We start from the raw sequence: 19201 nt of genomic DNA on the forward strand, positions 1-19201 counted from the left end.
AGAGCGGTGAGTTTATTCAGCGGGCCACGCGGGGAGGCGTTTTTCGCGGTAAACGTCGCCGCGGTAGTCCACATGCAGTATGACCTGCTCTTCGGCGTCATTCTGCGCCATCCACTCCATATGGCGGCCCTTGAAGTCGACCAGGGCGGCATTACGGTAGCCCTGGTCGCTCAGCGCGTTCTCCACGTCACTCTGCTCTAGGTTCGACAGGCTCTCATCACGGTGAGGCCGGTCATGCCCAGGACGTTTGATGTGCCATTCCAGTAACTCACCGTCCGGTGAGAAGAGGCTGTGAACGTCGTAGCCTTCCTCATTAACGCTAGTAATGCGATAGACGTCGTCGCGGCGCTTCAGCTCCACCATTTCACCAAAGCCCTGTGCTTCAAGCTGGCGCTGTAGATTTTCGACATTGGGTGCTACGACGCGTCTTTGTGGCTGCTCACCGTTGCCTGGCTCATCTGCCGAGCCGCGCAGCGACGCGGCGGTGACGGTATCGCCTTCCAAGCGGCCTTCCACCATAATATCGTCGCCTATTTGGAAGCGCTCGCCGCTGTTGCCTCGCGGGCGAACCAGCAGACGACGGTCGCCTTCATCGACCACGAGCAGGTCATTGAAGCGTTCGACCACTTCGCCGTTGATGCGCACCTCTTCCTGCGCCGCCAGCGGAGCGGAGAGGGCAAGGGTGCAGATGGCAGCAGCCAGGGCTTTTAATGGAGTCGGTTGCATAGTGGTTTCCTCTTGTTGGCAAGTTGGGGCAAGCTTGTGAAGAGTTAGCCCCGCAAGTGACAATGCCAAGCCTACGCAACCGCTGCTGAACCGAGACTAAATCATCGGTTCAAGTTTGATTCAGGATTAACGAGCTAATCGGATAAGGGAGTCGATATGAAACCAAAGGGCATAAAGGGATGGCTAGCCGCGCTAAGCATGGTCACGCTGGCGGGCTGCAGCAGCGCACCGCAGCAAGAGCGAATCGACGCGCCGCAAGGCGGCACGCTCTCTGGGCCAGTGGTCGAGCAGCGCTGGAACTTGCTGTTGGTAGGGACCGATGAACGGCTATCAATGCCCGAGACGCCGTTTTTCCGCATCGGCCGCGACGGCAAGGTTAGCGGCTCGGATGGCTGCAACCAGTTCACCGGCAAGGTGAGCCTGGGCGAAAGCCAGCGCATTGAGTTAGCGAACTGGCCTCCACCCGAATGGCCTGCCCCAATATGGAAGACGCCAAGCGGGTCACCGATATGCTGGATACCGCGTATCGTTACTTGATCGACCACGACCGTTTGGTGTTCTTCGGACCGGATAGCCGTGTGCTCGGCGGCTGGCGGGAAGCTAACTAAGCCGCTATCGGCTTAGTCATTAAAAGGCGGGTTGAAGCGAGCGATAAAGCGCGCATCAATCCGCTTTTTCCATTGCCATACCCAGCGCCCCGAAAAGCCAATCGCTCCACGGCTGGCAATGGCGTGACCGTCGCCGGTGCCAATCAGTGCCAGCACGCGACGCGGAGGCTGCCACGAGGTGAGCTGTTTGCCGTGACAGGCAGCCCGTAAATTCTCTGCCAATACGGGCCCCATGCGCACCGCATAAACGCCTGCCTTAGGCAGCGGTGACGAGCGCAGCGCAGCGCAGTCGCCAGCGGCAAAGATGCCCGGTTGGCCGATGACCTCAAGTGACGTATCCACCGGGATAAAGCCTTGCTCATCCAACGGCAGCGCCGTTTGCTGCAGCCACGTTTGCCCCACGGCTCCGGTCGCCCAGAGCACGATATCCGCGGCGATGTGGTTGCCGGTGTCGGTTTGCACGCCGCCGGGTACCAAGGCGTGCCCTCGCACGCCTGTATGGACGCGCACGCCCGCACGTGTGAGCGCTCGCGCCGTTAACCAGCGGGGCAGCCAGCCAGCGCCGGGCAGCAGCGTTTTGGCGGCGCTGATCAGCTCGCCTTGCCAGTGAATGTCCGGGCGCTGCTGGCGAAGCTGCGCCAAGACGCTCATCAGCGTCTCGCAGCCTGCTGCGCCGCCGCCTACGCTCACAACGATCTGATGCGCTCCTGCTGGCAGTTTGGCCACCTCTTCGCGTAATGCTTGCCAACGGTGGTGCAACGAGCTGAGCGGGCGCATGGCCAGCAGCGTGGGCAGCGTATTCTCCTCAATACCTTTTGGCCCGATCGCCTCATCGCTTTGCGGGGCAATAACTTGCGGTAACGCGAGCGTCGAGCCGACGTTGAAGGAGGCCACGTCAAACGCAATCACGCTGCCATCCGCCAGCGTTACCTGACGCTCGCTCGTGCATAACGCCACAGCTGGAGATGCAATAAGGCGAGCCCCTGCCCGCAGGCAGAGCGCCGCGATATCCATCTGAGTTTCCCGCAGCGTGCACTCCCCAGAAAGCCACGCAGGCACGCTGCCCGAGTAGGCGGCAAATGGGTTGTCACTTACGACGGTGATCGACACCGCTTTATCCGGGCGCTGAGCAAACGCCTCCAGCACGAAGGGCGTGGGCGTGACCCGCGCCGATGAGCAGTAGCTGCCGTGTCATTGGCCCTCACCGCGCCGCCAGCTAAAGTACTTCTGCAGCAGTGCCAGCACTCGTTCTGGCTTATGGGCGTTTTTCCAAACGCCTGCGGTGGCTTTGGCGGCTTCGCCTAGTGTGGGGTAGGGGTGAATGGTGCCGAGCAGTTTATTCAGCCCCAGCCCGTGCTTCATGGCGATGGTAAACTCACCCAGCCACTCCCCTGCGTTCTCCGCGACGATCGTCGCCCCCAGAATTTTGTCTTTGCCGGGCACGGTAAGCACTTTGATAAAGCCTTCGGGCGCGCCTTCGGCAATGGCGCGGTCGCTTTCGCTCATGACGTAGCGGGTCACTTCAAAGGCGACACCTTTCGCGGTGGCCTCTTTTTCGTTGAACCCACTCGCGCTACTTCCGGCTGCACGTAGGTAACGGTAGGCATAAAGCGGTAGTCCACCGCGAAGCTTTTCAGCTCGCCAAACAGCGCATTCACGGCGGCGTGCCACGCCTGATGGGCGGCCGCGTGGGTAAGTTGGTAGGGGCCCGCTAAGTCGCCGCAGGCCCAGATGTTAGGCAGGCGCGTTTGCAGCCGCTCGTTGAGGGCCAGCGTGCCGCCGTCGGTGGTGGTAATCCCTAGCGCCTCCAGTCCTAACCCTTCCACGTTGGCCTGACGGCCCGCGCTCACCAGTAGATAATCAAACGCTAGGGTGCTGCGCTCACCCAAGTGTTCAATAACAAGCTGATGCTCCCCGTCGACTTGGTTTACCTCCAGCGCTTTCGCGCCGGTCATCACCGTCACGCCCTCTTGAGTGAGCGTACGCTCTACGTGCTCGCCAACTTCATTATCTTCCCGGCCCAGCAATTGCGGCGCGCCCTCTACCAAGACGACATGGCTACCTAAGCGGGCAAAACTTTGGCTCAGTTCGCAGCCAATCGCACCGCCACCCAGCACCACCAGCCGTTTGGGCAGCTCTGTGAGCGACCAGAGGTTTTCAGAGGTGAGCAGCGGCGCGTGCTCGATGCCGGGCAAGGGCGGCACGCGAGGGCGCGCTCCGGTGGCCAGCACGATATGGCGAGCGGTGAGGGTTTGATCGCCCACGCGAATTTCCCATGGTGAAACGAGGGTGGCGTGCTCTTGATACACCTCCACGCCGAGCTTGGTGTAGCGCTCGACGCTGTCGTGGGGCTCGATATCGCGGATGGCCTGATGCACATGCCCCATCACCTTGGCGAAATCCACGCTGGGCTCGCTGGCGCTCACGCCAAAGCGGTCTGCTGTGCGAATTTCATGGGCCGCGCGGGCAGCCCGAATCAAGGCTTTGGAAGGCACGCAGCCAGTGTTAAGGCAGTCGCCGCCCATCTTGTGCTTTTCGATGAGAGCCACCTTGGCTTTCACGGCGCTGGCGATATAGCTGGTCACCAGCCCCGCCGAGCCGCCGCCAATCACCACGATGTCGTAGTCAAAACGGCTAGGGCGAGTGAAGCCTTTGTAGGCGTTGCGCTTTTGCACCATCAGTGCAATGCGGCGGGCCACCCAGGGGAACACCGCCAGCAGCGCAAACGAGGCGATGAGCCCAGGCGAGATAATGCCGCTCAGGCTTTCCAGCTCGCCGAGCTGGCCGCCCGCATTCACGTACACCGCCGTGCCGGGCAGCATCCCGAGCTGGCTCACCCAGTAAAACGTGGTGGTTTTAATCCGCGTTAGCCCCATCACCAGGTTGATCATGAAAAACGGGAAAATGGGCACCAAACGCAGGGTGAACAGATAAAACGCGCCATCTTTCTCGACGCCCCGGTTCACCGTGTGGAACTGGCGGGGAAAGCGTTGTTTCGATGGGCTGACGAAACAAAAAGCGTGAGAGTAGAAAGGCGAGCGTCGCGCCGATGGCGCTGGCAAATGAGATGATCACTAGCCCCCAGCCCAACCCAAACAACGCGCCGCCTAGCAGCGTTAACAGCGACGCGCCGGGCAGCGAGAGTGCAGCCATCGCCACATACACCGCAAAGAAAATGCCCGCCACCTGCCAGGGCGACTGCTGGAACGCTGCCTGAAAATCGCTGCGGTAGGCCTGCAGGGTATCCAGAGTGAAGAACGTATGGGCGCCGCTAACGTAGAAGCCAATCACGGCCAGTAGCAGTAGGGCAAACATCAGCAGGCGCTGACGGTTCATGGCAGGCTCCTTGGAAAAGGTGTTCGTACTCAGTGCTAAAACGGAACGTTTCCTTACACGCTGGCGTGACGCAACTGCTGCCAGCGCTGCCAATCTTCGGGGCGGTCGATGTCCCACATGGTATCTGGGTAGGCCGGCTTCCAGGCCCAGCGCCGCCAGGCGCGCTTGCGTCACGCTCAATACCTGTTCGGTGCCCCAGGGAATGTCTTCAAACAGGCTGGGGTGATCCTGGTGGCTGCCAATCAGCCCGTAGCCGCCATCCTCAGCCGGTAGAATTACCACGGCAAAGGTGCTCAAGGCTGCTCGGCAGCGTTTGAGCATGGCGCTGGTAATGCTGGGGCAGTCGGTGCCCATCACCATGGCGGGGCCGTCGGTGCTGTTCAGTGCATGGCGAACGCGCCTGCCCACATCGCCCTGCTCTTGGGCGGCCAAGGCCATGCCGTGTTGGGCCTGAAGCTCTAAAAATAGCGGGTGGTGGGGGTCTAACGAGGTCCACAGCGTGACATTCTCCGCCCCCAGCGCTTCGCAGCCGGGGGCAACACAGTTGCGCACCATGGCGGCGTGGGCTTCGGCGGCGCCCTCTGCGCCCAAGCAGGGGATCAAACGCGTCTTGGCCTGCCCCGGCAGCGGCGCTTTGGCCAGCAGGTGCAGGTGGGGCGCGGCGAGCTTAACGTGCATCGCGGTACTCCTTAGCCAATTGAGTGGCGCTGACACCGCGCCAATAGCGGTAGCGTAGCCGCCACATGAGGCGAATGGTGGGCCAAGCGCCGAACTCGTCCCAGCGCCTGCCCGAGCTTATCACCTTCTGGCGCAGGCAGGCGGGGGGCGAATGCGCCTTCAGGCGTTTGCTGAGTTCGATGTCTTCCATCAGCGGCTGATTGGGAAAACCGCCCAGCGCGCAAAACGTATCGCGGCGCACAAAGATGCCTTGGTCAGCCGGTCGCGATACCGCTAATCCGCGAGCGCAGGTTCATCAAGCTCGCGACCACCGGCAGCCAATGGCTTCGCCCCGCGAGCTGAATATCGAATCGCCCCCAAGCGTGTTGGGCCAGCGCCTTTTGTAGATCTACCACCGCACGCTGCTCTTCGCCGGGGGGCAGTTGGGTATCGGCATGCAAAAAAAGCAGCGCCGGGGCGTGGGCGTGCTGCGCACCCAGGTTCATTTGCCGTGCTCGTCCGGGGGCGCTGCTGAGTACCGCATCGGCCAGCGGTGCTGCGAGGGCCACGCTGGCATCGGTGCTGCCACCATCCACGACGAGGAGTTGAACGCCTGAGGCGCGCAGCGGTTGCAGCCGCGTGAGCGTTGCCTGAATACCCGCTGCCTCATTGAGCATGGGAATGATGATGCTCAGGGACGCAGGCGCGGGGTGTGGATCAGCCAAGGGCAATGATCGGCCCTCCTGCAGCGGTGGCATCGGCTTCGTCATGGGTAACGAGCAGGGCAGGCAGGCCCGCCTCCCGCAGTTGGCCGAAGACCAGGGCGCGCATCTCTTGGCGCAGCGCCGTATCGAGTTTGGAGAAGGGTTCATCCAGCAGCACGGCGCGGGGCTGGGAGAGCAGCAAACGCATCAACGCCACCCTAGCCTGCTGCCCGCCAGAGAGCGTGGCCGGGTCGCGGGCTTCAAACCCCGCAAGTCCTACCTGCTCGAGCGCTTTGGCAATCTGTGCGCTCTTTTGCGAGCTTCGATGGGGCAGGCCAAAACGCAGGTTGCCGCCGACGCTCAAGTGGGGAAACAGCAGCGGGTCTTGAAACAGCAGGCCAACGCCGCGCTGCTCGGCGGGCAGGCTGAGTACGTCGGTGTCGCCAAGGCGAACCTGCCCTTGGGCGGTGAACGTGCTCTGTAAAAAGCCGGCGATAAAGGCCAGCAGTGTCGATTTGCCGGAACCCGAGGGGCCCATCACGGTGAGCACGTCGCCGGGGGCCACCGTGGCGTCCACATGCAGTAGCGGGCGGCCAGCTAAGTGAATGCTTACTTGCTCTAGGGTCAGGGCATTGGCAGCGTTATTCACGGGGTTCCTTATCCACAGGGCGTCTTAACCTTGGCGTTGAACGTTGAGAGGGGCACGGCGTGGAGCGCCTAGCCACCGGGGCAGGGCGACGGCGGCCATAAAGCCTACAAGCGGCAGGCCCGCTTGCACCAGCGCCCACACGCCGATTAAGCGGCGGTTTCCTCCAGAGGCCAGCGCCACGGCTTCAGTGGTCACTGTTGGTACTCTGCCTGCGCCTAATAGTTGGGTGGGTAAATATTGGCCAATACTCACCGCCAAACCCACCGCCACGGCGGTAAGCAGCGGGGCGAGTAGGAGCGGCAGCCGCACGCGCCAAAACGCCCGGCGGCGCGAGACGCCCAGCGACTGCGCAATGTAGAGCCAGCGAGGATCTAAGCGGCGGTAGGCCTCGGCTAGCGAGAGATACACATAAGGCAGCACGAACAGCAGGTGGCCCGCCACCACCAGCGCCAGCTGGGGGCGAATGCCCAGGCGCTCGGCGGCCACCACTAAGCCATATAAAAATGCGATTTGCGGCACCAGCAGCGGCAAGTAGAGCAGCCAGAGCGAACGGGTAGGGTGAATCTGCTGGCGCTGCTCGTTTTCAAGAGTGGCGACGACCAACACGGCCGCCAAGCCGGTCGAGAGCAGCGCAACCAGCGCGGTATTCACCAGCGGCCCGGCCAGCATGTCGGCGCTGCGCTGCCAGTGGTCGAAGGTAAACGACTGCGGCAGCAGCTCAGGAAAACGCCAAAACCCGGCCACCGAGAAAAGCCCTAACCCGATCAGCGCGGCCAGCGCGGCTAGGCTTGCCAGGGTTAGCCCCGCTCGGCCTGTTACGGTGAAGAGGGCCTCTCCCCGCTGCCGGTCGCCGTTGGTCAGCCAGCGCTGGCTAAGCCTGCGGGCTAGCTGCTCTAACAGCCACCAGCTCAGCAGTGCGGCCAGCGTCACGCGCAGTTGCAGCACCGCGGCGGCAGATGCCATAAAGCGGTGGGTGATGTCCGGGTCGCTAAACCAGCCAAGAATCGAGACGCTCAAGGTGGGCGGCAAGCGTGGCCCCAAAATCAGCGCCATATCCACCACCGACGTGGCGTAGGCAATGACCGCGTAGATGGGTAGGCGTATCAATGGATAGAGCGAAGGAAGCACTACTTTGAGCCAGGCAAGCGTGGGCGAATAGCCCAGCGACCGCGCCAGTCGCAGGCGCTGTTCCGCCTGTAATTGGGGCAGCGCCGCCAGGCTCATCAACAAGAGAAACGGGGCTTCTTTGAGTACCAGGCCAAAGGTGAGCGCCAACCCCCAGGGGTCGTTGACGATCAGCGCATCTGGGGGTGCTTCCCAGCCGGAGAGCCAAGGGGAGATGAGCCGTGCCATCAGCCCGGAAGGCGCGATCAAGAACGCAAAGCCGAACGCCACCGCCGCGTGGGGGATCGCCAGCAGGGGCGATACCAAGCGGCGTAGGCTGCGGTCCAGCCAAGTGCCTTGGCTGGCGGCTAAAAACAGCACGACGATCAGCAGCGCCAGCGCCGTACTGGCCAAGCCGCTGGCAAAACTCACCGCCACCGAGCGGCCAAGCCCCGGCTGGGCGAACAGCATTTGCCAAGCGGAGAGATTGGCCTGCTCGCTCCCCATACCGGCAGGTAGCCAAACGCAGGCAGCAGCACCATGCCAAGCCCTGCGGTGACGGGCATCACCAGCAGGGCAATGATCACAATAGGCGCTAGCCGCAGCATGGTTCAGTGAGTCGCATGCGGGTGTAAGTCGTGCGTTTAGTTGACACCGTAACGCTCAAGCCAAGCATCCTGTAGGGCGTTCATCCAACTGGGGTGGGGTTCGGCGAGGGTTTGCGAGAGCGCATCGGCGGGCCGCGCTGCTGGGTGGCTCTCGCCCTGCTCGAAGAGCGCTTGGTCGCTCGGCTCAAGCTGCTGGATCGCTAACACGCTGCGGTCGCCCCACATGCTGAGCGACTGCTTCTGGGCTTGCGCTTCCGGGGAGAGCAGGAAGTTGGCTAGCGCCATTGCACCCGCTTTATGGGGTGAGTTGTAGGGAATCGCCACGAAGTGCACATTGCCCAGGGTGCCGCCTTCCAGCACATAGCTACGCACGCTTTCCGGCAGCTCATACTCCATCACCGCCACGGCGGCATCGGTGGGGTAGAACGAGAAAGCGAGGCTGAGTTCGCCGTCGCTCATTAGCGTACGAAGGTTGGGGCCGGATTCGGGAAAGCTACGGCCGCTGCGCCATAAATGTGGGTGAAGCTCGTCCAAGTAAGCCCACAGCGGTGCGGTGATCTCCTCGAAATCGGCGTCTTCGACCGGCGCGTAAAGCGCTTCATCTTGATCGGTCAGTTCGATCAGTGCCTGCTTGAGGAACGTGCTGCCAGTGAAATCGGGGATACGCGGATAGCTGAACTGGCCGGGATGCTCTTTGGCCCAGGCGAGTAGTGCCTCAATGCTTTGAGGCGGCGTGTCGGTTTGGGCACTGTCGTAGTAGAAGGTGATTTGCGCCTTGCCCCAGGGGGACTCGTAGCCCTCGGTGGGCAGGGTGAAGTCGGTGACGACTTCGAGATTCTCGTCAGGATAGGTGAGGGCGAAGTTCGGCAGCGATTCCGCAAAAGGCCCAAACAGCAGGTCTTGCTCGCGCATGGCGGCGAAGTTTTCGCCGTTGATCCAAATCAAGTCGATGCTGCCCTCGCTGTCGTTACCCGCCTGCTGCTCACCCAGCACCCGCGCCACGGCGCTGCTGGTATCGTCGAGTTTCACGTGCTCCACGCGAACGCCATAGCTCTCCTGCATCTGCTCTGCGACCCAGGCAATGTAGCGATTGGTGCGTGCATCGCCGCCCCAGGCATTCCAGTACACGGTTTGGCCATTGGCGGCGTCCAGTACGCTCTCCCACTCTTGCGGGTCGGGAGCGGCGACCGCAGGGGCGGTGAAGGTGACTAGAGCAAGCGCCACGGCGGTGGCCAGAGCAGAGCGTGGTTTCATCGCACACCTCATTAAATCAGTTGGTTATAGAGCGGTTTGTAGGCACTGAAGTTCACTGTGGACGTGTTCGATAATGGGCAGCGAGAGGTAGTGCTCGACACGGTCGCGCACGTGGTCGATCACGACCGCATCGGTCAGCTCGGCCGACCAATCCTCGCCCCGGCGCTCGTCATCCTGGCGATGCAGGTGCTGAGCGCGCCACTTGGCACACCAGGTGAGCGACCACAGCCAGGTGGCGCGTCGGCAAGCAATCAGCGTATCGACACTTGGCAACGTAATCTCAGGCGCTGTGGCCATCGCAGCCTGCCAGCGACGATAGAACCCAACGACATCATCCAGGCTGAGTACCGCTTGGCTGTTGAGGTCCCAAGTGGTCGAGGTGTAGAGCGAGGTGTGGGCCAAATCGATGCCCGGCAGGCCATAGCGACACTTCTCGAGATCCACCAGCACCGCCCGGCCATCGTCGGTGATTAAAAAGTTGCCGGGGTGCGTATCGAAGCTGATCAGCGTAGGAGCGGCGTCGTCCAGCGTGCGGGGCAGTAAATCCAGCTCCTGCTGAATACGCAGGTGAATGCCGCTGGGAAGCTGGGCATCGCTCAACCACTGGGCCTGCTGAGACACTTCCTCCACCATGGCCTGCCAAGGTGATTTGGGGGCCAGCAGCGGCGGGCGTTGGCGAGGCAGCGGCTGGCGGTGCAGGCTGGCGAGTGTGTCGGCAATGGCAGGCAGGTCCTGGGGGAGTTCGGCCAAGCGTCCGCGAATCGCCTCGACCAGCAGCGCGCCGCGTGGCACCGCTTCGCTGGGCGGCAGTACACCGTGTAGGCGTGGCGTGTGCCCGCCTTGGCTGGCCCGTTCGTAGCAGGCGGCCTGATACGTCAAGTTTTCCGCTGGCGGCAGGTTCATCTGGCTCTGCTTGGGCAGTCGCGCCACCCAGTCGTCCCCTTCGCGGTGAATCCACACGTGGTCATGGGCCAGGCCGGTATCGGCCATGGGCGACAGCGATTGGTAGTCGATCTCCGCTTGCTGCAGGGTCGTGTCTAATGCCTGCAGTTGAGCCTCAGAGAGTGTGGACATAGCGCATTCCGTAGTGTGAGAAACGGTAGCCGAATTAACGATGGCTGAACCTTTGGTGTTGCCATTCAGTGGCAGAATCATGACCAACCTTACACGGTTCATCATAAAAAACGATGACGCTGCGCGCAGCGGCTGGGATTGCGAAGCGCATTAACGACAACGGCACCCCAGGGGGTGCCGTTGAACTACTGCCGTTAGCGCTGACTTACATTGCGGCGATCTTCGCCTGCTGCTCTTCGAGTAGCTTTTTGGCGGACTGGAATTCCGCCAGTTTGCCGCGCTCTTTCTCGATCACGGCGTCGGGGGCTTTGGCGATAAAGCCTTCATTGCCCAGCTTCTTCTCGATGCCACCGATGAGCTTGTCCTGTTTCTCGATCTCTTTGGCGAGGCGAGCAAGCTCCGCGTCTTTATCGATCAGGTCCGCCATCGGCACCAGGACTTCCATATCGCCGACCAGCTGCGTGGCTGAAAGCGGGGCGTCTTCTGGGTTGGCTAGCCACGTCACGCTTTCCAGTTTCGCTAGCTTGGCCAGGAAGCGGCGGTTCTGTTCCAGGCGCTCGGCATCTTCGGGCTGGCCTTTGGTCAGCAGCACATCCAGCGGCTTACCGGGGGCGATGTTCATCTCGGCGCGGATGTTGCGCACCGCGATGATCACGCCTTTCAGCCACTCGATGTCGCGGGTGGCCTGCTCGTCGATCTTGCTCTCGTCGGCTTCCGGCCACGCTTGATGCATGATGGAGGCATCGTCGCCCACAATAGGTGCCCGCCAGCGGTGCCACGCGCTGCCAAATCTCTTCAGAGATATAGGGCATCATCGGGTGAGCCAGGCGCAGAATGGTTTCTAGTACCCGCACCAGGGTGCGGCGGGTGCCGCGTTTGGCTTCGGCGCTGGCCGCTTCGTCCCACAGGACCGGCTTGGAAAGTTCCAGGTACCAGTCGCAGTACTCGTTCCAAACGAACTCGTACAGCGCTTGGGACGCGTGGTCGAAGCGGTACTCGTCCATGGCCTTGGTGACTTGCGCTTCGGTTTTCTGTAGCTGGGAGATGATCCAGCGATCGGCTAGCGACAGCTCCACCTCTTCGCCGCTGGTGCCGCAATCTTCGCCTTCGGCATTCATCAGCACATAGCGCGAGGCGTTCCACAGCTTGTTGCAGAAGTTGCGGTAGCCGTCCAGGCGGTTCATATCAAACTTGATATCGCGCCCGGTGGTGGCCTGGGAAAGGAACGTAAAGCGCAGCGCATCGGTGCCGTGGGGCTCGATGCCGTCTTTAAATTCTTCTTTGGTGGCTTTGGCAATCGCTTTGGCCTGCTTGGGCTGCATCATGTTGCCGGTGCGTTTTTCCAGCAGGTCATCCAGCGTGATGCCATCGATCAGGTCGATAGGGTCCAGCACGTTGCCCTTGGATTTGGACATCTTCTGACCCTGGCCGTCGCGCACCAGGCCATGTACGTAAACGGTTTTGAAGGGCACTTCGCCAGTGAATTTCAGCGTCATCATGATCATCCGGGCGACCCAGAAGAAGATGATGTCAAACCCCGTTACCAGTACGCTGGAGGGGTGGAAGGTTTCCAGCTCCGGGGTTTTTTCCGGCCAGCCCAGGGTGCCAAATGTCCACAGGCCCGAGCTGAACCAGGTGTCCAGCACGTCTTCGTCTTGGGTCAGCGCCACGTCAGCGCCCAGGCCATGCTTCTCGCGGGCTTCCTCTTCGCTTCTGGCCACGTAAACATTGCCGTCGGCGTCGTACCAAGCCGGAATGCGGTGGCCCCACCACAGCTGGCGAGAAATACACCAGTCCTGCAGGTCGCGCATCCAGGCGAAGTACATGTTCTCGTAGTTCTTTGGCACGAACTGAATGTCGCCGTTCTCCACCGCCTCGATGGCGGGCTTGGCGAGGCTCTCTACGGCCACGAACCACTGATCAGTGAGCAGCGGCTCGATGACATCGCCGGAGCGGTCGCCGTAGGGCAGGGTGTTGTTAACGCTCTCTACCTGCACCAGCAGGCCGAGGGCATCCATATCGGCGACGATCTGCTTGCGTGCTTCGAAACGATCCAAGCCGCGTATTTGGCCGGCAGGCTGGCGTCTTCATCGGGCTGCGGCTGACCTTTTAGGTCGAAGATTTCCGCCTGTTCAAGAATCGTCGCATCTTTGGTGAAGACGTTGATCAGCAGATGGTTCTGGCGCTTGCCGACTTCGTAGTCGTTGAAGTCGTGGGCCGGGGTGATCTTCACGCAGCCGGAGCCTTTCTCCATATCGGCGTGCTCGTCCGCCACGATAGGAATACGGCGACCCACCAGCGGCAGTTCGATGAATTTGCCCACCAAGGAGGCGTAGCGCGGGTCTTCCGGGTTAACCGCCACGCCGGTATCGCCCAGCAGGGTTTCGGGGCGGGTGGTGGCGACCACCACGTAATCGTTACCGTCGTCGGTTTTGACGCCGTCGGCCAGCGGGTAGCGGAAGTGCCAGAAGCTGCCCTGCTGCTCTTTGTTTTCCACTTCCAGGTCGGAAATGGCGGTGTGCAGGGTAGGGTCCCAGTTCACCAAGCGCTTGCCGCGATAGATCAGCTTCTCTTCATGCAGGCGCACGAAGACTTCCTGAACCGCTTTATAGAAGCCGTCGTCCATGGTGAAGCGTTCGCGGCTCCAGTCTACGCTGGCGCCCATGCGGCGCAGCTGGCGGGTAATGTGGCCACCGGACTCTTCCTTCCACTCCCACACTTTATCGATGAACGCCTCGCGGCCGAGATCGTGGCGGGTTTTGCCCTCTTCGGCGGCAATCTTACGCTCCACCAGCATCTGCGTGGCGATACCGGCGTGGTCGGTGCCTACCTGCCATAGGGTGTTGTTGCCCTGCATTCGCTTCCAGCGCGTCAGGGTGTCCATGATGGTGTCCTGGAACGCGTGGCCCATGTGCAGGCTGCCGGTCACGTTGGGCGGCGGAATCATGATCGAGAAGGGCTTGCCGCGGCCAGACGGGGCGAAGCGGTTATCGGCTTCCCAGCGTTCGTACCAGCGGGTTTCGATCTGTTCGGGTTGGTAGGTCTTTTCCATGGGGAGTCGGCTCACGGCTTGCAAAAAATGGGAGCAAGTATAGCGCGAACGCCCCGCGCTCGTCAGGGTTGTGTTGTGCGGAGATGCGTCCGTAGGTGCAATCCACGCATGGCTATCAGCCCAAGCACTGGCCCAGGTAGCAACCACCAAATCACCCAAGGCCCTTGGCTTGCCCATAGCGCCGTGACCAGCGCGATGGAGGGAATCGTGAGGCCAAAGCCAATCGCATTCATCATGGCCAGCGCCGCGCCCAGCCGCTCCGGCGGCGCGCTGGCAGACGCCAGGGCAGAGAACTGGGCAGAGTCGGCAATCACGCTAACGCCCCATAGGGCAAGCAGCGCCAGCAGCAGCCAGGGGGAGAGGCCGCCTAGCAGCGGATAAATAAGGCACAGGGTGCCAGATACCGCCAACGCGATAAACGCGACCCGCGCGCTACCGATACGTCGGCTCCACCAGCCTGCCCATACGCAGCCGGGAAGCCCCAAGGCGATGACCGCAAAGCTTAGCCACGGCTGCAGGCCCGGGGCCGCGCCTAAGCGTTCCAGCTCTCTGGCGACCAAAAAGGGCACCAGCGCCCAGAGGGCGTAAAGCTCCCAGCAGTGGCCAAAGTACCCTAGCGCGGCGGCGCGGAAGTTCTTTTGCTTAAATGCGGCAAGCCCCGCCCAGGGCCGCCCGCCGTTGGCCTTAGCCGGAAGGTGTGGCCCAACGCCGAGTTGGAAAATCATCAGCGCAGCCAATAGGGCGAGGGCAGAGGCCAACAGCAGCGGCCACTGCCAAGGCAGGTGTAGGGTAAGGCCACGCAGCAGGTGCGGCGAAGCAATGCCGAGGGTGAGCATACCGACCAGCCAGCCAAGCGTCGAGCCTGCGTGAGTGGGTGTCCAGCTCACCACCAGCTTCATGCCCAGCGGATAAATGCCCGCCAGACAAAGCCCGACTAAAAAACGTGCCACTGCCGCCAAGGTGACGCTATCTGCGACGCTAATAAAGGCCGCGTTAATCAGCGCGCCAAGTACAGCAGACATCGCAAACAGGTGGCTGGCGCGCACGCGGTCGGCCAAGCCAGTGGTCGCAATCAGCAGGGTGCCGGTAATAAACCCCGCCTGCACGGAGATGGTGAGCAGCCCGAGGTCGCTCTCGCTAAGGCCTACGGCGTCCTGCAGCGCTAAGCCGACACCGTTAACGCTAAACCATAGCGAGGTGCCAAACAGCTGGGCGATGACGATGACCGCTAGCGGCGTGCGGGCTAGAAAGGTATGGGAAAGCATAGGCAATCTCATCCATTGAGTTGTTGTTATGGGGCTTGGGACGTTTAACGTGCAGAGCGCTACCCCAGCTTATGCGGCACGACCTCATGCCCAAGCGCCTTGTAGCGCTGCCAGCAGGCGCGTTTAGCGACCAGCACGTGTTGGTGTTGGTTGATGATCTCGGCAATTCGGGCGAAGTGCTCAATACCATCGGGAATATCGGGGTGTAGATTAAGCAGCGCCGTCTCTTCAGTGGGCACCGGTAGCTGCTGCCAGCCTAGTGTGATGGGCACACTGTCGGCTAGCTCGCTATCTTCCAATGCATGGGGCAGGTAAGCATCATCGCGGAACTGCCACAGCGCTTCGTCGGCCTGTTCGGCCAGCGCTTTGTCTTCGCAGTGCAGGTGCAGTCGATACCCTTTGCGGTGGATCGTCTCGGCGAGCTTGCAGGCGAACTGTAAACGCGCTTCAAGGGTGGTATCGGGCAGAATATAAAAATCGATGCGTGCCATCGGTGGCTCCAGCGGGGTCAACGCGCTTGGCAGCCTGGCCGCCACGGTGAGTGGCGGCCAGGTGTTGGGTAACGCTAGAGGGTCATACCAAGCGGGTCAGCCAGCCGTATTTATCGTCGCTGCGGCCATACTGAAGGTCGAGCAGTGTCTTGCGAATGCGCTTAGCCACTTCGTTATTGCCATCGCCCTGCAGGCGAATACGCTCGTTTTCCGTGACCAGTTCGCCCACCGGGGTAATCACGGCAGCCGTACCGCAGGCGAAGACCTCGGTAATCTCGCCGGAGGCGGCCCCTTCGCGCCACTCGTCGATGCTGATCGCGCGCTCTTCGGGGGTGAGGCCCGCGTCTTTGGCCAGGGTGAGGACAGAGTTACGGGTCACGCCTTCCAAGATGGTGTCGGTCAGGCGCGGTGTGACGATGCGGCCATCTTTGTAAACGAAGAACAGGTTCATGCCACCCAGCTCTTCGATCCACTTGTTTTCAGCAGCGTCCAGGAAGGCGACCTGGCTGCAACCGTTGGCAGCGGCTTCTTTTTGGGCGGCCAGCGATGCGGCGTAGTTGCCACCGCACTTGGCAAAGCCGGTGCCTCCAGGGGCCGCGCGCTTGTAGTGTGAGGAGAGCCAGATAGAGACCGGCTCGATTCCGCCTTTGAAGTAGGCCGCCGCCGGGGATGCAATCACGTAGTAGTCGACTTCGTGAGCCGGGCGCACGCCAAGGAAGGCTTCTGAGGCGATCATAAACGGGCGAAGGTAGAGGCTGCACTCGTCGGCTTCACTAGCCGGGGTGGGTACCCAGGCGTGGTCTTGGGCCAGCAGTGCTTTCAGCGAGCCGATGAAGTCGTCATCGGAAAGCTCGGGCAGCGCTAGGCGGCGGGCGCTACGGCGAAAACGCTCGGCGTTTTTCTCTGGGCGGAAGGTCCAGATAGAGCCATCGGCATGGCGGTACGCCTTGATGCCCTCGAAAATCTCCTGGCCGTAGTGCAGCACGGAAGCGGCGGGGTCCAGGGTGAGCGGGCCGTAGGGGCGTACTTGGTGGCCGTGCCAATCGGCATCGACGGTCCAGCGCACGTGGGCCATGTGGTCGGTGAAATATTTACCAAATCCTGGGTTTTGCAGGATGTTTTCACGAATGTCATCGGCCGTCGGCTGGTTGGACGGCAAAATTTCAAAACGCGATTCAAGTTGAGCATCTGAAGCTGTGGGCACGGCGTGTTCTCTCCGCTAGAGCCAAGGCCCCGAAGGGCATATATAAGCGTATCGTTTGGGGTAGCGTGCGCCTGTTAACCGATGGCACACGCTCATACTTTCAGGTTTAACGGTTGCGTTAACGAAAGGCAACCATTGTTGGTCTGTTTGTGTGGTTAGGCGTCGCCATTTTCGACTTGGGCGTCGGCTTCACGGTCGAGCAGGTATTGGGTCAGTAGACCCACCGGGCGGCCGGTGGCGCCTTTTTGTTTGCCCGAATGCCAAGCGGTGCCTGCAATATCCAGGTGCGCCCAAGGGAAGTGGTCGGCAAAGCGTGATAGGAAGCAGGCGGCGGTAATCGTACCCGCCGGGCGACCGCCAATGTTGGCTAAGTCGGCGAAGTTGGAGTCCAGCTGCTCCTGATACTCATCCCATAGCGGCAGGTGCCACGCGCGGTCCCAGGCGGTTTCACCAGCATCCAGCAGATCAAGCGCTAGGTCATCGTCGTTGGAGAGCAGGCCGGTGGCGTGGTGGCCAAGGGCAATAATGGCCGCGCCCGTTAAGGTGGCGATATCGACCACGCTGGCCGGGGTAAAGCGCTCGGCGTAGGTGAGGGCGTCGCACAGTACCAAACGGCCTTCGGCATCGGTGTTGAGCACTTCAACCGTCAGGCCTTTCAGGGTTTTTATGATGTCGCCCGGCTTGGTGGCGGCGCCATCAGGCATGTTCTCGGCAGCGGCAACGATAAACACGGCGTTGAGCTTGGGTTTGATGGCAAGCACGGCTTTGACGGTACCGAAGACGCTGGCCGCGCCGCCCATATCAAACTTCATCTCATCCATACCTTCGCCGGGCTTCAGCGAAATACCGCCGGTATCGAAGGTGATGCCTTTACCTACCAGTACGTGGGGCGCTTCCTCTGGGTTTTCTGCACCCTGGTACTTCATCACGATGAGTCGTGTTGGCTCGACGCTGCCACTGCCTACTGAAAGCAGTGAATGAGCGCCCAGGGCTTCCAGTGCCTCTTCGTCTAAAATGTCGACGGCGAGCGCGCCTTGAGAGTCACGCCCCAGCGCTTCTGCCTGCTCAGCTAAGTAACGAGGCGTGCACACATTGCCCGGTAGGTTGCCGAGCGTGCGGGTGAAATTAATGCCCTGCCCGATGGCGGTGCCTAGGGCGGCGCCTTGCTTGGCCAGGGGGGCGTCGTCTGCATCGCTAACAATCAGCGTGAGCTTCGCCAAGCTGGGCGCTTTGGCGGGGGATGACTTGAATTGGTCAAACCGGTAGATGGCGCGCTCGACGGCTTCCAGGGTTTTGCGGGCCTTCCAAGCAGCGTCGCGATCTGCCAATGGCACATCGGTAAAGGTAGCGCAGGCTTCATCGATGGGAAGCTTGGTTAGGGCCGTCATCGCAGCGTCTAAGGCTTTAATAAACGCAGCCTCTTGGCATTTGTCACGCTCACCCAAGCCTACCAGCAGAATGCGGTCGGCCCCCAGGCCCGGCGCGAAGGGCACCAATTGAGTGTTGCCCAGTACCGCATCAAAATCGCCACGTTCCAATAGCTGGCCGATTAATCGCTCGCTGGCGTCGTCTAATTTGGCGACAGCGGGCAGTAAATCGCTACCTTTATAAACAGGGAGAACGAGGCAAGCCGTTTCGGCTTTGGCTGGGTTCGCGGTCTGAACGGAAAATTCCATGACGTCTCCAACAAGACAAGCAACGAGTGATTCGGGATAATGTCCCGTTATTTAGTGTTTGCTACCAGTTTTGATTAGTGTAACCCAAGCCATGGGCGCATTGCATGGCAACCTGCACCACTAGTCGGAGAGTGCGTTGATTTTATTTCGGTACTTAACTCGCGAAGTGTTACTGACGATGTCCGCTGTGGCGGGCATCCTGCTGGTGGTGATTATGGGCAGCCGTTTTATCCGTTACTTTTCGGACGCCGCCGAGGGCGATTTTCCCGTCACGATTCTTGGCAGCCTGATGGTTTTTCATCTGCCTGGGTTTATGGAACTGATCCTGCCGCTGTCGTTTTTTTTAGGCATTTTGTTGGCCTATGGGCAGCTCTATATGAACAGCGAAATCACCGTCGTGGTGGCCGGCGGTATGAGCCCCACTCGGCTTTTACGGGTAACCCTGCTGCCCGCAACGGTGGTCGCGGTGTTGGTAGGGCTGTGTAGCCTGTGGCTAACCCCTGCCGGGGCGTTGCAAACTGAGGCCACATTAGAAGAGCAGCGCAGCCGTTTAGATGTCTCAGTGCTAGCGCCAGGGCGTTTCCAAGATTTTGGCGGCGGGCGCACAGGCTATATCACTGACTTCAATAGCGACGGCACGGAAATGCAGGAGGTGCTGGTGCATGAGCAGCCTATGGCCGGTGCTGAAAAGACGCATAGCTATATTACGCGAGCAGGAACGGGCTATCAGGAGACAAGTGTCGAGACTGGCAGCCGCTTCTTAGTGGTTAGAAGATGGTGAGCGCTACGGCGT

General features: G+C 61.2%; 12 protein-coding genes and 5 pseudogenes. 2 read left to right on the top strand and 15 right to left on the bottom strand.

Going from position 1 to position 19201, the window contains the following annotated elements:
• Positions 1 to 12: 12 nt before the first annotated feature.
• Positions 13 to 726 carry a hypothetical protein gene (locus B4967_RS01455; protein WP_083023157.1) on the bottom strand — a complete coding sequence of 238 codons (714 nt, stop codon included), beginning with the start codon at positions 724 to 726 and terminating at the stop codon, positions 13 to 15.
• A 156-nt stretch (positions 727 to 882) separates the two neighbouring features.
• Between B4967_RS01455 and B4967_RS01460 the strand changes: the two are divergent.
• Positions 883 to 1334 (top strand): annotated as a pseudogene (locus B4967_RS01460) (META domain-containing protein).
• A gap of 12 nt (positions 1335 to 1346) precedes the next feature.
• On the opposite strand, the gene B4967_RS01465 reads toward B4967_RS01460, so the two are convergent.
• The 14 genes and pseudogenes from B4967_RS01465 to B4967_RS01525 form a co-directional block, all read right to left on the bottom strand.
• Positions 1347 to 2480: an FAD-dependent oxidoreductase gene (locus tag B4967_RS01465; protein ID WP_340638662.1), complete on the bottom strand. Its 1134-nt coding sequence runs from the start codon at positions 2478 to 2480 to the stop codon at positions 1347 to 1349.
• A 45-nt stretch (positions 2481 to 2525) separates the two neighbouring features.
• Positions 2526 to 4670, bottom strand: a pseudogene (locus B4967_RS01470) (FAD-dependent oxidoreductase).
• A gap of 192 nt (positions 4671 to 4862) precedes the next feature.
• Positions 4863 to 5348, bottom strand: a pseudogene (locus tag B4967_RS01475) (TIGR04282 family arsenosugar biosynthesis glycosyltransferase); the annotation flags it as partial.
• Entirely contained in the window at positions 5338 to 5589 is a 252-nt protein-coding gene (locus B4967_RS20605; RefSeq protein WP_340638663.1) for a hypothetical protein, read from the bottom strand. The pseudogene B4967_RS01475 and the gene B4967_RS20605, both read right to left, overlap by 11 nt.
• 13 nt (positions 5590 to 5602) lie before the next feature.
• Complete coding sequence (locus tag B4967_RS20610; RefSeq protein ID WP_340638664.1) at positions 5603 to 6058, bottom strand: glycosyltransferase; 456 nt, start codon at positions 6056 to 6058, stop codon at positions 5603 to 5605.
• Positions 6045 to 6680, bottom strand: a complete 636-nt coding sequence (locus B4967_RS01485) for an ATP-binding cassette domain-containing protein (protein ID WP_083023159.1) — start codon at positions 6678 to 6680, stop codon at positions 6045 to 6047. The genes B4967_RS20610 and B4967_RS01485 overlap by 14 nt, the downstream gene beginning before the upstream one ends.
• A gap of 24 nt (positions 6681 to 6704) precedes the next feature.
• Positions 6705 to 8392, bottom strand: a pseudogene (locus B4967_RS01490) (ABC transporter permease).
• A gap of 36 nt (positions 8393 to 8428) precedes the next feature.
• The gene (locus tag B4967_RS01495) at positions 8429 to 9646 is read right to left on the bottom strand and encodes an ABC transporter substrate-binding protein (protein WP_083023161.1); all 1218 of its coding nucleotides are present in this window, start codon (positions 9644 to 9646) and stop codon (positions 8429 to 8431) included.
• Between the two features lie 24 nt (positions 9647 to 9670).
• Positions 9671 to 10720: an aminoglycoside phosphotransferase family protein gene (locus B4967_RS01500; protein ID WP_083023162.1), complete on the bottom strand. Its 1050-nt coding sequence runs from the start codon at positions 10718 to 10720 to the stop codon at positions 9671 to 9673.
• A gap of 205 nt (positions 10721 to 10925) precedes the next feature.
• Positions 10926 to 13772, bottom strand: a pseudogene (locus B4967_RS01505) (valine--tRNA ligase).
• Between the two features lie 62 nt (positions 13773 to 13834).
• Positions 13835 to 15037 (bottom strand): MFS transporter, encoded by a 1203-nt coding sequence (locus B4967_RS01510; protein ID WP_083023164.1) that lies wholly within the window; start codon positions 15035 to 15037, stop codon positions 13835 to 13837.
• A 59-nt stretch (positions 15038 to 15096) separates the two neighbouring features.
• Complete coding sequence (locus tag B4967_RS01515) at positions 15097 to 15528, bottom strand: DNA polymerase III subunit chi (protein ID WP_083023167.1); 432 nt, start codon at positions 15526 to 15528, stop codon at positions 15097 to 15099.
• Positions 15529 to 15610: 82 nt separating this feature from the next.
• Positions 15611 to 16732 carry a branched-chain amino acid aminotransferase gene (locus tag B4967_RS01520; protein WP_083023169.1) on the bottom strand — a complete coding sequence of 374 codons (1122 nt, stop codon included), beginning with the start codon at positions 16730 to 16732 and terminating at the stop codon, positions 15611 to 15613.
• A 155-nt stretch (positions 16733 to 16887) separates the two neighbouring features.
• On the bottom strand, positions 16888 to 18408 hold the full coding sequence (locus B4967_RS01525; RefSeq protein ID WP_083023170.1) for a leucyl aminopeptidase: 1521 nt from the start codon (positions 18406 to 18408) through the stop codon (positions 16888 to 16890).
• Between the two features lie 136 nt (positions 18409 to 18544).
• Here B4967_RS01525 and B4967_RS20615 point away from each other — a divergent pair, with 136 nt between their 5' ends.
• Positions 18545 to 19189, top strand: coding sequence for an LptF/LptG family permease (locus B4967_RS20615; protein ID WP_340638665.1), 645 nt, complete (start codon positions 18545 to 18547; stop codon positions 19187 to 19189).
• Positions 19190 to 19201: the final 12 nt, after the last annotated feature.

Origin of the sequence: Vreelandella lionensis (assembly GCF_002087295.1) — a bacterium.
GTDB classification, from domain to species: domain Bacteria; phylum Pseudomonadota; class Gammaproteobacteria; order Pseudomonadales; family Halomonadaceae; genus Vreelandella; species Vreelandella lionensis.

Bases quoted from the DNA above. Each gene is read 5' to 3' on its own strand.
- B4967_RS01455 (WP_083023157.1), bottom strand. From the start codon at position 726: ATGCAACCGACTCCATTAAAAGCCCTGGCTGCTGCCATCTGCACCCTT.
- B4967_RS01495 (WP_083023161.1), bottom strand. From the start codon at position 9,646: ATGAAACCACGCTCTGCTCTGGCCACCGCCGTGGCGCTTGCTCTAGTC.
- B4967_RS01500 (WP_083023162.1), bottom strand. From the start codon at position 10,720: ATGTCCACACTCTCTGAGGCTCAACTGCAGGCATTAGACACGACCCTG.
- B4967_RS01510 (WP_083023164.1), bottom strand. From the start codon at position 15,037: ATGCTTTCCCATACCTTTCTAGCCCGCACGCCGCTAGCGGTCATCGTC.
- B4967_RS01515 (WP_083023167.1), bottom strand. From the start codon at position 15,528: ATGGCACGCATCGATTTTTATATTCTGCCCGATACCACCCTTGAAGCG.
- B4967_RS01525 (WP_083023170.1), bottom strand. From the start codon at position 18,408: ATGGAATTTTCCGTTCAGACCGCGAACCCAGCCAAAGCCGAAACGGCT.